The organism is Bradyrhizobium sp. CSA207, from assembly GCF_029051685.1.
GTDB lineage: Bacteria > Pseudomonadota > Alphaproteobacteria > Rhizobiales > Xanthobacteraceae > Bradyrhizobium.
Map to the genome: position 1 here is coordinate 140,093 of NZ_JAACFT010000015.1, position 13,049 is coordinate 153,141.

The following is a 13,049-nucleotide window of genomic DNA, read 5'->3' on the forward strand; positions in this document are numbered from 1 at the left end:
TCACAGGCTGTCTGCAACTGCATAAAGCTGCGATCAGCGCGCCAATTGTTGCCACAGGGAGTTCATCATGGACGCATCGTCCAACACGGGTGCAGCGCACCAACCCGGCCGCGGCCGGATTTATGATTCGATCGTCGAGGTTTTTGGCGACACGCCGATCGTTCGCTTGCGCCGGCTGCCGGGCATGCACGGCGTGAACGCGACAATTTTGGCAAAACTTGAATATTTCAATCCGGCTGCAAGCGTGAAGGATCGCATCGGGGCAGCCATGATCATCGCCATGGAGAAGGCGGGAATCATCAAGCCGGATACCGTGCTGATCGAGCCGACCTCGGGCAACACCGGTATCGCGCTGGCCTTCGTGGCCGCCTCGCGCGGCTATCGGCTCAAGCTGGTGATGCCGGAATCCATGTCGATCGAGCGGCGCAAGATGCTGGCGTTTCTCGGCGCCGAACTGGTGCTGACACCGGCGGCGCAGGGCATGAAGGGCGCGATCGCCGCGGCCGAGGAGCTCTTGAAGACGACGCCGAATTCGGTGATGCCGCAGCAGTTCAAGAACCTCGCAAATCCCGAAGTGCATCGCCGCACCACCGCCGAGGAGATCTGGAACGACACCGACGGCAACATCGATTTCTTCGTCGCCGGCGTCGGCACCGGCGGCACCATCACCGGGGTCGGCCAGGTGCTCAAGCCGCGCAAGGCCTCGTTGCGGGTGGTGGCGGTCGAGCCGGAGGAAAGCCCCGTGCTCTCGGGCGGTCAGCACACCCCGCACAAGATCCAGGGCATCGGCGCAGGCTTCGTGCCCGACATTCTCGACCGCTCCGTGATCGACGAGATCGTCAAGATCAACTCGACGACGGCGATCGAGACCTCGCGAGCGCTGGCGCGCCACGAAGGTATTCCGGGCGGCATCTCCTCGGGCGCCGCGATCGCTGCGGCCCTCCAGATCGGCAAGCGGCCGGAAGCTGAGGGAAAAACCATCCTGGCTATAGTGCCGTCCTTCTCCGAGCGTTATCTTTCGACTGCTCTGTTTGAAGGAATCTAGCCCATGGCGGATCAACCGAGGCGGCCGCGGACGTTGGGCGATGCGCGCTCCGAAGCCGAGGCAGCGTTCAAGAAGGTGACGGCCAAGGTCGCCGAGGCGCCAGTGAAGAAGACTGTCGTACCCGGCGTCAAGGAGCAGGTCAGCTTGCGGATCGACCAGGACGTGCTGGAGCATTTCCAGGCGGGCGGGCCCGGCTGGCAGGACCGCATCAATGACGCGCTGCGCAAGGCGGCGGGGAAGTAGGCGCTTCCGGCACATACGGTCCTCATCCTGGAGTTACCGCGGAGCGGTCGTCTTGAAGGATGGCCGCGGGACAGAGCCGGGCCCTGATGGTTCGAGACGGCGCTGACGCGCCTCCTCACCATGAGGGGAAGACGAAAAAGCCCGGCTTTGAGCCGGGCTTTGGTTTTTGGATCGGGCTCCGCGGTTTACCGGCGGAACATGCCGCCCATCATGCCGCCAACGACGCCACCGACGAAGGCCGCACCGGCGGCATCGCCGCCACCGTTGCTGCGGGGGGCAGGAGCCGGCGCGCTGCCGGCTGCGGGGGCACTGCTGGCACGCCGGGCCGCCTTCTGGCTGTTATCGCTCGCGGTCGGCGTGCCGGCCACGATCTCCGCGAGCAGGGCCTTGTGTTGGAGCTTGTTGAGGTACCCTGACGACGGATACCCGCGTGCTGCCTGCCAGCGCTTGAGCACCGAGCGCGTCTCATCGCTGAAGACACCGGTCAGCTTGGTGTCGAAGCCGAGCCCGGTGAGACGGCGCTGCACATCGCGACGCTGGTTCTTGTCCAGCCCCATCTGGTCTTCGGTGAGCTGGCTGGCCTCGTCGGTAAAGGTCGCGGGATCGATGCCGGCATTGAGCGCTCGGGTCGTGGTCGACGGGCCGCTCTTGATCGCCGCGAGCCGTGCCAGCGCCAGCGCCTTGAACTGACCGTTCGGATAGGCGGAGAGATAGGCGTTAAGCTCTTCCGGCTTGTTGGATTCCTTCACGGAGCGCCAGTATTCGAGCTCGACACCGTCCGAGCTGCCGCCGGTGGCAGCCGCCGGCACGCTGCCAGCCGCCGTCGGCGACGCGTTGGCCACCTGCGTCGTTGGCGCCTGGTTGAGGTAGACCGCGCCGATCAGGTTGGTGTGACCCCAGGGCAGCTGGCCCTTGTGGGTCTCCTCGTTGACCTGGGCACGCACCTGGGTCATCGCCTGCTGGATCTCGACGCCGGGCTTGGTGATGTTGTCGATCAGCGCGCGGGTGAACGGGCTGTTGTTGCCTTCCTGGCCGTCGAGCGCGGTCTGTCCCGGGCCGGTGGCGAACGCGATCAGCGTGCCTTCGCCGGACTTCATTTCGGCAAGGCCGCTCTGCACGTTGACGCTGCGGGTTGCGGAGTTCGACTTGATCTTCGCGGCAAACGGATTGTCGCGGCAGGCGTCGAGGAAGACGAGCTTGACCTTGGCATCGCCCATGGTTTGATCGAGGGTCAGGTCGATGTTGATGGCGGCACCGAGCTTGACGTCCATCTCCGATTTGATGTCGGCGTCGACCGGCAGCAGATAGTTGGAGCCGCCGACGGCAATGCCGTGACCGGCATAGTAGAACACGGCGACATCGGAGCCCTGCGCCTTGCGGCCGAAATCAAGCAGCTTCTCCGTCATCTGGTCGCGCGACAGGTTCGAACCTTCAATCACCTCGAAGCCGACATTGCGCAGCGTGGCCGCCATCGCCTTGGCGTCGATCGGCGGGTTCGGCAATTGTGCGACGTTCTTGTAGGCGCCATTGCCGACCACGAAAGCGACGCGGCGATCAGCCTTCGCGGCGCTGACCGACAGCGCCATGCACATCAGCGAGGCGAGCAGGGTGAGAGTGCGCATCTGAAATCCCCATCAGAATCGAATTGCAGTCAGCAACAAATTGGCAGCGAACTTACACAAATTGCCCGGCTTCGCGCCAGCAAAACGACCAGTCGCCCAACTCACTGCATTGCGGCCGAATGTGCACGATGGAATGCCCCTCCAACGTGATCCAAATCACGCTCGACCATATGTTTTGTCGCGCGAGACAGCGCGCGGGTTCACTGCGCGCGGGCAGGAACCGGGGCGGCCGGCTTCAGATTCAGGAGATTGCCGAACAGGATCAGTGCCGCACCGAGCACGGTCCAGGCGTCGAGCCGCTCGGAATACAGCAGCCAGCCGGCGGTCGCGGTGAGGGGAACCCGCAGGAAGTCCATGGGAACCACCACCGTCGCGTCCGCATAGCGCATCGCGCTGGCGAGGCAATAATGTGCGAACGTGCCGCAGACCGAGATCACCATGACCCAACCCCAGACATGGGCGGGCGGCCAGGCCCAGACATAGAGCGTCGGCAGGAAGCCTGCGACCGACTGCACGACCAGCATCCAGAACAGGACCGCCAGCGCACTCTCGGTACGGGTGAGCGACTTGACCAGCGCCATGGACACGCCGAAGCCGACGGCTGCGCCGAGCGCGATCAACTGGCCCTGATTGATCTCGCCGGTCGCGGGCCGCACGATGACGATCACACCGACGAGGCCGAGCACGATCGCGGCGATCTTCCACGATGTCATGCGCTCGGATAGGAAGCTGGCGGCGAGGATCGCGGTCCAGATCGGCATGGTGAATTCGATCGCCACCACCTGGCCGATCGGGATCAGCGTCAGCGCGACGAACCAGCCGAGCTGCGAGACGTAGTGGATCAGATTGCGCGCGATGTGCTGAGGCAGGCGCGTCGTCTTGAGCGTGCCGAAGCCGCCGGCGCGCCGGATCATCGGATAAAGCATGCAGAGGCCGAGCAGCGAGCGCACTTCCATCACCTGGAAGACGTTCATCTCGCGAACAGCCTCGCGTCCCGCGACCGCCATCACCAGCGTCAGCGACAGCCATCCGGCCATCCACAGTGCGGCCATCGTTTTGGACGGTGTCGTGGTCATTGCAGCGGGATGCGGTGGTGAAATCTGAAGGGACGGCGGGTATCGGCGACATCGCTGCCGTTTGCAACGGCCAAATCTGCCGGTGCAGCGATGCACGGTGGCGTGCTAAGGCTTCGACGAACAACGAGAAAAACGGGAGGACTTTGCTCATGCGCATCCTGCAGCCGGCCGAATGGTCGAAACCGCGCGGCTTTTCCCATGGTGTGGTGGTGGAGGGGGCGGGCCGATGGGTGGTGCTGGCCGGACAGACCGGCGGCGACGAGACCGGAAGTTACGCGCCTGATATGGCCGCGCAGGTCGCAACCGCGCTGAAGCGGATCATGAAGCTGCTGGCAGAGGCGGGCGCCGGCCCCGAGCATATCGTCCGCCTGACCTGGTACCTGACCAGCCGCGGCGAATATGAGGCCGCAGGCGCCGGCATCCGCGCAGCCTGGAAGGAAACGCTCGGGCGCAATTTCCCGCCCTCGACGCTGCTCTATGTCGGCGGGCTGGTGGACGAGCGGGCCAAGGTCGAGATCGAGGTGACGGCGTTCATTCCGAGCGCATAAAAAATCGATCCGGCGAAGTCGCCGGATCGATCATCGTATCACCGTGCTGGCTTACTTCGACAGCGCGATGTTGGCGCCACGGAATTGGCTGTCGGCGCGCATCGTGACGGTCTGCTTGTTGCCGCTCGTCTTCAGCGCGAGGTTGGCGTTGAAGCCCGCGGCGGAGACGGCCACCTCGAAATTTCCACCGCCGCCGCGGCCCAGAAGCGAGCCGCTGATATTGCGGCTGGCTTCGCTCCAGCTCCCGCTGATGGCGCCGCCTTCGGCCCGGACGCTGGCCGCGAGATTGAACTTGTAGGCGTCGCTGGCGCAGGTCAGCGACATCTCCATGGTCGGCCCGATCGGCGCGTATTTGGCCCGGCAGCGGATGCGCTCGGTGGAGCCGTCCTCCATGATGACGGTGCCGCCGCCGCTCCAGCTTCCCGCCATGGGTGCGAAGGGGCCGGACTGGGCGCTGGCTTCGGTGTTCGCGAACGCTGCCGCAAACAAAACGGCGGTCGCCGTCAGCAGCCGCCGGTTTAGAGCACTGGTCCCGAATTGCTTATTGGCGCGATGCTTCCCACCGCCCGCTGCACGGTATGCCTGCAGATGCTCCATTCCACTTCCCCGATCCGGCGTTGCCGCTGAGTTGACCGTTGGCATATGCACCATTGATCGAAACTTTCACAAGACCCTCCCGGCCGATGGTGCCGGAAACGTTAGCGCCGGGCGCGGTGATTTTTCCGTCGGCAACGGTCAGCATGGAGCTTGCGGTGGGCTCGCAGGAGCCGCTCTTGGTGACGATGGTGACCTGCCAGTTGCCGTCATAGGGGGTCTGGGCGAAGGCAGGAGCGGCGAGGGTGCCGGCGAAAACTGAAGCGGCACAGAACACCGCAATGCGATCAAAACGCATAAATTCCGTCCTTGAATATGGCTGAGATGCTGTCACTTATTCGGACGAAATGTGACGGAAATTTGTTGCAATGCCAAATGGAAAATTGTTCCTGTGAAAACAATGGTTTATTTGCATTTCCGGCTCCGGTTTTTCGAAGCGGAATCAATGCGACTTCACGTTAAGGGTAAATGTCAGGAGAGACTCGGAGCCGAGGTCGCGAACTGCTCGTCCTGGGGCTTGGCCGGCAATGCCTTGTGGACCTTGGCGTAGTCGATGACGTCGGCGAGCAATTTGAGCCCGAGCGGCGCGAGTGCGCGCTCCCACAGCTCCCGTGCCGTCTCGCCATTCTTGACGAAGCACCAGTCCTGAGCGGCGATGGCGCCGGCGTCCATGCGGTCGGCGAGATGGTAGATCGTGCCACCGGCGATCGGATCGCCTACCTTGATGGTCCATTCGACCGCAGCCTTGCCGCGGTGGCGCGGCAGCAGCGAAGGGTGATAGCCGATCCCGCCGAGCTTCGTTGCGGCGAGCGCGTCCTTGCCGATCCGCGCGTGGCTGTGCGCCGTGATAATCAGGTCGGTGTCGGGCGCGATCTCGGAGGCGACGACCAGCTTCGGATTGGCCTGCACCACCGCCTCGATGCCGGCGGCCCTCGCGGTCGCGGCGAGGCGATCCTCGGCATCGGCGACCACGATCCGCACGATTGATACGCTATGCTCCCGGAGCATGTTCAGGGTGGTCACACCGAAATGGCGGGAGCCGACAAGTGTAATGCGCATGGGTGTCCGATCCGTTTCGCAGCTGCGTCATCCCCCGATAACACGTCCGGACGTCCTGTCACCATCCGCGCGGCATTTGCGCCGGTTATCAACAATGCGCTGAGCGCCGCGCATCACGAAATCACCTGGCGGTAACACGTTCTCAACCAGTCCGGCGTATCGACGAATCCGTCGCGGATTTGTATTGCGTACCGCGACACCGAAATGTCCCGCCGGCGCGGCTGCGCCGCGCGGGCATTTCTGCCGGGACCGATTTCATGCCGAGCGCGATTGAGCAGATCGTCGACACCTTTGTGCGACTGAAGAACCGGCGTGGCCTCGACGAGCTGATGATGCACAGGCAGCGGCTGGCGGTCGATCTGAAGAGCAGGTCCGGATTTGATTTCAGTCTGCCGATCGGCAAGATCGATGAGGAGATCGCGATCATCGAAGCCGGCCTCAGCCGGCTCAAGGCGGATTCCGCCGGTCTCGGCGCGACGAGACCCGTCTGAAGCAATCAGTCGCGCCGGCCGCCGTCGATCACCGTGAACAGCGGCCGCGCCGGGGTTGGCTCGACCAGAAGCTCGTCCACCAGCGCAGTGGCTGCATCGACGTATTTGCGCGTCGGCTTGTCCAGCGGACGCCTGGCCTCGTCGTCGAGGGCGATTTTTGCCGCCTCGACCAGCTTGCGCATCCGCGCCGCATGGTCGTCGCCTGCGGTCAGCGTTGCGCGCGCCAGTGAGCGCAGCACAAATAGCTCGCCCTCGAGGCGGAGCAGACGGTCGTTGAGCCTGGTGAGGACGGCGTTGAGATCGGCCATGGCGGTTGTTCGGTGCGGAGGATCTATCTGATCTAGCGGTGATCGGTGAACGGAGTCCCAACGGCATTGGCGCAATTGGCCCGATTCTCCTGTCCACCTCGCGCCTCTCGCACGCGCGGCGTGCTCGCAACGACGGAGTATGTTTTGCGCGATGGATGACCGTGTCGGGGCTCGCCTACCACCCCACGCCGGCCCAGCGCCTTCCGAACACCGGCGGCTTGGTCTTCACCGCTTGCCAGCCGAAGAAATGATGCTTGCCGGACCAGCTGTGTACCACGCCGCTGCAGACGCTGCATTTGAAGCTGCCGGCGTGCGGCTCGGTGTGCTCCTCGCGGGTCGCGCTGTAGCTCATGCTGCAGCCGGGGCAGGTGAATTCTTCGATTGTCCAGATGGTGTTGGCCATTGCACCGAGATTGTTTTTGTGACGTCGAGATAAGCGTAGATGCGAGGCTTTGCAGCGGCGTAAACCGGTCGGCCGAAATCCGGTTAATGGCCGTTAGGCAAACCCGGTCGGCTACGGCCTCCATCTTTCAGGGCGCAATGAAGCGCCGGCCGGTCCAAATCGTGCCGCCGGTGGGCGTGAACGACCACGTCCAGGGCGGTGTGCACGCCCGCCGGGTCACCCGGTCGCCTTGACGTCGGATGCATTGCTGGCAATAACGCTGGACCGCGCAAGCGCCGGACGTCGCGTCGATGCCGCAAGGAAAGTCGTGCCCGTGAAAAGTCTCCGTCAGCTCCTGACCGGAGAGGACATCATCCAGCTCGTGATCCGGCTTGGCCTGTTGGCGCTGCTGATCATCTGGACGTTCCTGATTATTCGTCCGTTCGTGCCGATCCTGGCCTGGAGCTGTGTGCTCGCGGTCGCCTTCTATCCGGCCTTCAACTGGCTCGCCAAATTGCTCGGCGGCCGGCCCAAGACCGCGGCGGCGATCCTCACCCTGCTCACGCTCGGTATCGTCCTCGGCCCGGCGACCTGGCTTGGCATCAGCGCTGTGGACGGCGCGCGGGAGCTGGCGCACCAGCTCGGCACCGGCGACCTCGCGCTCCAATCGGCGCCGGAGCAGATCAAGTCGTGGCCGGTCATCGGCCCGACCCTGTTCGAGCTCTGGGATCAGGCCTACAGCAACATCCGCGCGGTGCTGCGCGAGGTGGCGCCCTATCTCCAGCCGCTGGCCGGACCGCTGTTGTCGCTCGCGGGCGACGCCAGCCTGGGAACGCTGCAGTTTCTGGTCTCGGTGTTCGTCGCCGGCTTCCTGTTTCCGCACGGGCCGCGGCTGGTCGCGGCTGGACGCGGCTTCCTGTTTCGCATCGTCCCCGAGCAGAGCGAGCATTTTCTGAGTCTTGCGGGCGCCACCATCCGCGCGGTGGCGCAAGGGGTGATCGGCGTCGCCATCGTGCAGGCGCTGCTCGCCGGCTTCGGCTTCAAGCTCGCGGCCGTGCCGAGCGCCGGCCTTCTCGCCTTCATCGTGCTGCTGCTCTCGATCGTGCAGATCGGCGCCTTCCTCGTGTTGCTGCCCGTGATCATCTGGATCTGGACCGCCAAGGACGTCACCACGGCGCTGCTGCTCACGGTGTTTCTCGTCCTTGTCGGCTTCATCGACACCATGTTGAAGCCGCTGGTCATGGGGCGCGGCCTGACCACGCCGACGATCGTGATCTTCGTCGGTGTGATCGGCGGCACGCTGGCCCACGGCATCGTCGGCCTGTTCATCGGACCGATCATCCTGTCGGTGGCGTGGGAAATGGCGGCGGCCTGGATCAGGACGGAAGACCGTGCGGAGGCGGGCAAAGGCTGACCGCGCGCCTGGCAGGCGATCCGCCCGCCATAGGCCCAGGCCTGTGATCAAAGCGCCGCCGAACTTGTCTATTGAAGTAGACAAGTTACCATTGGCGCGATTCTATTTTTCGATTACGGCAGCAATGGCGAAATCTTCCAAGCTGGTTGCCGCCAAGCGCGGCAAGGTGTTGTTGGTCAGACGCCGATCGGACGGCCTGTGGATGTTCCCGGGCGGCCGCAAGCGCGCGCGTGAGTCCGACAAGGACTGCCTGCGGCGCGAGATCAGGGAGGAGCTGCCCAAGCTGAAGCTCGGCAGGATCAGCCTCTGGAAGGAAGTGACGGCCAGGAACAAGCGCTCCGGCCGCAAGATGAGCGACGCGATCTTCATTGCCAAGGGCGCCAAGGGCCGGCTCGCCATCGGCGACAAGAAGGAGATCGACCGCGCCGCCTGGCAGAAGCCGCGCGGCATCCGCCTGACCCCGACCTCGCGCTACATCCGCGACCGGCTGTTTCCGAGGAAGCAGCGGCGGCGGAGATGAGCTAGTCCTCGTCCTCCATCGCGTGCGTCCGCCCGACGTATGATCGCGAAAAGCTCGCGCCCGGTTGCGATGCGGATGTCCTGGCCACTTCAGTCTCGCGCTGCTCCTTGCGGGCCTTGCGCGCGCGCTTCATCGCGAGCTTGACCTGAGGATTCGGCGAATCCTCAGCGAAGAACAGGACGACTTCGCAACTCGGACATTGCCGCGAATAGCCATCCTGCAACCGTCCCGCGCGATCACGAAACACGGTCTTGCAGCGCGTGCACTGAATTTGGACAAAGCTCACGTGTGGACAACAATAACTATTGGAAATGCAGCGTTACGTGACGCCAAATGTCTGAAGAAAGGTTGAATGCCGGACAGATCAACCGGCAGGTCTCGCTGCAGCCGGTACAACGAACGCGAGCAGGCAGGCGGCGCTCTCGGAATCCGCGGCTGCGTCATCTCCGCAAGAGGGTGGTAGCCGCGTCCGCTAAAGTTGCCCGCTCGGCCGCTATTGCTTGGCGGCCAGCGCCTCCAGGCAATGGTTGAGATAGACGGTGCGATCTCTCGGCAGCACTTTTTCCAGATCCGCCTTCATGGCGCATTCGCGCTGCCGTATCTGCTCGGCCCGGCGTTTTTCCGCGGCCTCGCGATATTCGGGAGCGACCTTGTTGGGATCGACGAGGGCCTGGGATCGGGCGGGGGCGGCGGCAGAGAGTGCGACGGCTGCGATGATAATGATTGATTTCAAATGAGCCTCCGTAAAAGGGCTCATCCTAGCGCCCGGTTTCGGAAGGCTCAAACGCAAAGTGCGGCGAGGGCGAACGACAGCGCAGCTCTGTCCGAGCCGTATCGCCGGAGGCCGGTCGGAGGCGTTGGTTTCGGCTAGCTGCGTCTGGCGCAAGTCGATGCGCCAGGTGACCGTCACTTCGAGGCTTGGTCGATCTTGTGGCCCAAATGCCCGGTATCGTGATCGCGACGCAACTGGCTCAGTGACGTCTCGTTCAGCTGAAGCAGGACCTCACCGAGTGTTGTCGTATCCGGATACCCGGCCGCAAAACCCTTTCCGTAGATCTTGCGCAATGTGCCGACCAGCGTGTTGCCGTGCTTCTTGCTGATCCCGCCATCCTTGTCCCGATGGCGGCCATCCAGGCCCGTTTCCTTCATGTGTCTCTCCCTGTACGGCGTCTGCGCGCCTGGAGAGACCGTGCTCCCAAATGAGTCGATAGGCAACTGCATGGCGCGCGCGTGTTGAGCGTCGGTTCGTGCCACCGCAACAGCGTTGCCGTCGCGGGTCCAACGTGTGGAAAAAATCGGCGAAGTCGTGTGAACCAGTTCACAGTCGATTTTTGAGGCCACTGCTATGAAGGCCTCATTGCTTTACCGATTGATATTTTGAAAACGCCCCAGCGCTCCTTACCAGGCGCTGGGGTTTTCATTTGGATCACCGCAACACCCAGGGGTCGCCAAGCGCAATCTGATGGGCGGTGGCTTCTGAATAGCGAAGGCGGGGCGGCTACGCGGCCTGCTCCTCAAACGAGGAGTATACTCGGCCGGTTGGATCAACGATCTGAACGTCCCAGCACCCGTCCTCGACGAGCTCTCTGGCCTTCTTGAGGGCGGCCGCGAGTGACAGCCGCTTGAGGCTGACGACGCCTGCCGTGTCGAAACCGCTGATTTCAAACATGCCGCTCCCTCCTGTTTTGCTGAATCCTATACCTTTTTGGGGAGCTGTCTGCGGCTTTGTCGTGCTTCGAAGCAGGCTGCCCCATGACCAATTCCATCGCATAGACCCCGTAATCGGCCGGGTGGCTGAAGATGCCGGGCGGCCCAGCCGCTAACGTGGAATTAAGCTGAAAGGCCGACAATTTTGCGCAGTTGTAGGTGGGTGCTGCGTAGAGGAGTCGTCGCGAGGACGTTCCGGCGTCGGCTTCCTTTTGCCCGCTCGTTTGAGGTCGATGCACATGACCACGACATCGGAAGCGCAAGGCCTCGTCGAACAATTCGACCCCGTAGCACTCGCACTCGCCGCCGCACCCGAGCCCGCAGCGCCAGAAGCTCCGGTACCGCTCAAGCGGTCCAGCCGGAAATCGGTCCTGGCGCTGTCGGTATGTGCCCTGGCCATCAATGGCTCGGCGGCCATCTACACATTGCCGTCTGATTTTCCGTCGCTGACTGTCAGCAGTTTGGCTGAACTGCTTCCGCGCCGGGAAGCATCCGCGCCAAAACCGGATCCGGTTGTCGCTGCCTTGAAGGATATTCAGTCGGCCCAGCAGCAACACACGGCTTCGCTGCAGGAGAACAACCACGCATTGCAGCACAATGCTGCACTGCTGCAGCAGGATTCAATGGTGCTCCTTTTTCTGCGACAGAGCATCACGGACGAACGGGTCGATGTGAGGAAGATATCTTCGCAGCTTTCCACGCTCATTGCGAAGGTCGACACGCTGCAAAGTGCAATGATGTCGGACGTCACGTCCTCCATCCGAAAAGCGCATGCTCGCTACGGACTGTCCGCAGCGATGCGCAAGCGGATGGCTCGGCAGTCGAAATCTGTAGGGCCCGTTTCGGTTGGAGGAGCTCCCCTGAGCATGCCGGCTGCGACGTCGGCTCCGGAAAGCTGAGGAATCGTCAAACAAACCGCGTGGGACTGTGTCCGCGCCAGTTCGAATGGCATAGGCTGCGCGATTTAGTGCACTGGCACTGTAATTCTTGCGCTTCACACCCTCCGCAACCGCCCGCTCGACCTCGGCAGCGAGCACGCTCAGGTGATCCGCCAGCTTGGTGAATAGTTCGAGTTTTCCACCGAGCGAAAGATGCAGCCAATGTCGAAAACCGAACAGACTAAATTGCCGAGTTTTCCTAGCCTCGGGGCTGGCCCAAACGGCGGATCTTCTGGGGCACTATATTGATGAAGGGGCGTTGTAATGGATGATCGTGCGCGACTGAATGATCGTCATTTCGCTCTGCGCCAACACCTTGAGGCACTCGTTTCTCAAGTTTCCGAACTTGAGATCCTTCGAGGCCAAGTAGCCGAGGCCGAGCGCAGAATCTTCGGTGTGGCACGCGAAACTAGGAAGGCGGTTTATGAGGAGTCCAGTTGGCCCGGCCAGCACGCGATAACCTGAATCGGCGACGAAATCGGGCCTTTGAAGACTTAGCTGCTACCGCCCCAACCCCGGGGGCTGGATTTTGGACAATCGTGATTACCGACAGCAATTTGAGAACATGTCCGTCGATGAGTTGTGGGCTTTGTTCACGGACGTCGATCAGATTCTGGCCGCGAGGATCATTGCTAAAAAGGAAGAACTAGATAGGCGCCTCGATCGGCTCCGCCGAACGGACGGACCGCGTTCATCAGAGATCAGAGAACGTTCATCATTGCCGGCTCGCCATCGCCCCTGAGAATTGCGCCGCGTTTGCCACATGTCCGGCAGACGATCGCGAGCAGGCCGACAGCAACTGCCAGCAGAGCGAACCTGATGATGCCCAGCATCAGTCCGATTACGAGAGCGTTCAATGTCTCGCTCCCGTGTGCACGGGGTGCACGCAGGTTTTTTGGGAAGAGGAGAGGGGGCTCGCCTTGATGCGTAAGCCCTTAATTTTGCTTGGTGAGCGCGCTGGGGCTCGAACCCAGGACCCCGTGATTAAAAGTCACGTGCTCTACCGGCTGAGCTACGCGCTCCCATGGCCGCCGATGGCTTTAAAGAGATCACCATCATCTTCGGTCATTTGAGAAGCATGTCTTGCCGCTACGTTTTGATC

The 13,049-nt window shown here is 62.8% G+C and carries 18 protein-coding genes and 1 tRNA gene; 7 read left to right on the forward strand and 12 right to left on the reverse strand.

The window, feature by feature from the left end; all coding sequences use genetic code 11:
- Positions 1-67: 67 nt before the first annotated feature.
- Both cysK and GWG65_RS18765 read left to right on the forward strand, forming a co-directional pair.
- A complete protein-coding gene (gene cysK, locus GWG65_RS18760; RefSeq protein ID WP_275197018.1) occupies positions 68-1,045 on the forward strand; it encodes a cysteine synthase A in 978 nt (325 codons plus the stop codon).
- 3 nt (positions 1,046-1,048) lie between these two features.
- Positions 1,049-1,288: a BrnA antitoxin family protein gene (locus GWG65_RS18765; RefSeq protein WP_275197019.1), complete on the forward strand. Its 240-nt coding sequence runs from the start codon at positions 1,049-1,051 to the stop codon at positions 1,286-1,288.
- A gap of 185 nt (positions 1,289-1,473) precedes the next feature.
- Here the strand turns inward: GWG65_RS18765 and GWG65_RS18770 are convergent, their stop codons facing one another.
- Both GWG65_RS18770 and GWG65_RS18775 read right to left on the reverse strand, forming a co-directional pair.
- Positions 1,474-2,910 carry a caspase family protein gene (locus GWG65_RS18770; protein ID WP_275197020.1) on the reverse strand — a complete coding sequence of 479 codons (1,437 nt, stop codon included), beginning with the start codon at positions 2,908-2,910 and terminating at the stop codon, positions 1,474-1,476.
- A gap of 200 nt (positions 2,911-3,110) precedes the next feature.
- The gene (locus GWG65_RS18775) at positions 3,111-3,986 is read right to left on the reverse strand and encodes a DMT family transporter (protein WP_275197021.1); all 876 of its coding nucleotides are present in this window, start codon (positions 3,984-3,986) and stop codon (positions 3,111-3,113) included.
- Positions 3,987-4,135: 149 nt separating this feature from the next.
- On the opposite strand from GWG65_RS18775, the gene GWG65_RS18780 reads away from it, so the two are divergent.
- The gene (locus GWG65_RS18780) at positions 4,136-4,534 is read left to right on the forward strand and encodes a RidA family protein (protein ID WP_275197022.1); all 399 of its coding nucleotides are present in this window, start codon (positions 4,136-4,138) and stop codon (positions 4,532-4,534) included.
- Between the two features lie 51 nt (positions 4,535-4,585).
- Here GWG65_RS18780 and GWG65_RS18785 read toward each other — a convergent pair whose 3' ends face one another.
- The 3 genes from GWG65_RS18785 to GWG65_RS18795 all read right to left on the reverse strand — a co-directional run bounded on the left by GWG65_RS18785 (position 4,586) and on the right by GWG65_RS18795 (position 6,187).
- Entirely contained in the window at positions 4,586-5,131 is a 546-nt protein-coding gene (locus GWG65_RS18785; protein WP_275197023.1) for a hypothetical protein, read from the reverse strand.
- Positions 5,076-5,426, reverse strand: coding sequence for a hypothetical protein (locus tag GWG65_RS18790; RefSeq protein WP_275197024.1), 351 nt, complete (start codon positions 5,424-5,426; stop codon positions 5,076-5,078). The genes GWG65_RS18785 and GWG65_RS18790 overlap by 56 nt, the downstream gene beginning before the upstream one ends.
- A gap of 173 nt (positions 5,427-5,599) precedes the next feature.
- Complete coding sequence (locus GWG65_RS18795; protein WP_275197025.1) at positions 5,600-6,187, reverse strand: formyltransferase family protein; 588 nt, start codon at positions 6,185-6,187, stop codon at positions 5,600-5,602.
- Positions 6,188-6,444: 257 nt separating this feature from the next.
- Here GWG65_RS18795 and GWG65_RS18800 point away from each other — a divergent pair, with 257 nt between their 5' ends.
- A complete protein-coding gene (locus GWG65_RS18800; RefSeq protein ID WP_275197026.1) occupies positions 6,445-6,678 on the forward strand; it encodes a hypothetical protein in 234 nt (77 codons plus the stop codon).
- A 5-nt stretch (positions 6,679-6,683) separates the two neighbouring features.
- Here GWG65_RS18800 and GWG65_RS18805 read toward each other — a convergent pair whose 3' ends face one another.
- Complete coding sequence (locus GWG65_RS18805) at positions 6,684-6,986, reverse strand: hypothetical protein (protein ID WP_148739671.1); 303 nt, start codon at positions 6,984-6,986, stop codon at positions 6,684-6,686.
- A gap of 175 nt (positions 6,987-7,161) precedes the next feature.
- Positions 7,162-7,389, reverse strand: coding sequence for a hypothetical protein (locus GWG65_RS18810; RefSeq protein WP_275197027.1), 228 nt, complete (start codon positions 7,387-7,389; stop codon positions 7,162-7,164).
- A gap of 307 nt (positions 7,390-7,696) precedes the next feature.
- Here GWG65_RS18810 and GWG65_RS18815 point away from each other — a divergent pair, with 307 nt between their 5' ends.
- A complete protein-coding gene (locus GWG65_RS18815; RefSeq protein ID WP_275197028.1) occupies positions 7,697-8,782 on the forward strand; it encodes an AI-2E family transporter in 1,086 nt (361 codons plus the stop codon).
- 124 nt (positions 8,783-8,906) lie between these two features.
- Entirely contained in the window at positions 8,907-9,302 is a 396-nt protein-coding gene (locus tag GWG65_RS18820; protein ID WP_275197029.1) for an NUDIX hydrolase, read from the forward strand.
- 493 nt (positions 9,303-9,795) lie between these two features.
- Here GWG65_RS18820 and GWG65_RS18830 read toward each other — a convergent pair whose 3' ends face one another.
- From GWG65_RS18830 to GWG65_RS18840, 3 genes are all read right to left on the reverse strand, one after another.
- Positions 9,796-10,035, reverse strand: coding sequence for a hypothetical protein (locus tag GWG65_RS18830; RefSeq protein WP_275197031.1), 240 nt, complete (start codon positions 10,033-10,035; stop codon positions 9,796-9,798).
- A 173-nt stretch (positions 10,036-10,208) separates the two neighbouring features.
- Positions 10,209-10,451, reverse strand: coding sequence for a hypothetical protein (locus GWG65_RS18835; protein WP_275197032.1), 243 nt, complete (start codon positions 10,449-10,451; stop codon positions 10,209-10,211).
- 349 nt (positions 10,452-10,800) lie between these two features.
- Positions 10,801-10,971 (reverse strand): hypothetical protein, encoded by a 171-nt coding sequence (locus GWG65_RS18840; RefSeq protein ID WP_275197033.1) that lies wholly within the window; start codon positions 10,969-10,971, stop codon positions 10,801-10,803.
- 271 nt (positions 10,972-11,242) lie between these two features.
- On the opposite strand from GWG65_RS18840, the gene GWG65_RS18845 reads away from it, so the two are divergent.
- On the forward strand, positions 11,243-11,908 hold the full coding sequence (locus GWG65_RS18845) for a hypothetical protein (protein ID WP_275197034.1): 666 nt from the start codon (positions 11,243-11,245) through the stop codon (positions 11,906-11,908).
- Between the two features lie 740 nt (positions 11,909-12,648).
- Here the strand turns inward: GWG65_RS18845 and GWG65_RS18850 are convergent.
- Both GWG65_RS18850 and GWG65_RS18855 read right to left on the reverse strand, forming a co-directional pair.
- Complete coding sequence (locus GWG65_RS18850) at positions 12,649-12,804, reverse strand: hypothetical protein (protein ID WP_275197035.1); 156 nt, start codon at positions 12,802-12,804, stop codon at positions 12,649-12,651.
- An 89-nt stretch (positions 12,805-12,893) separates the two neighbouring features.
- Positions 12,894-12,969: transfer RNA gene (locus tag GWG65_RS18855), tRNA-Lys, on the reverse strand.
- Positions 12,970-13,049: the final 80 nt, after the last annotated feature.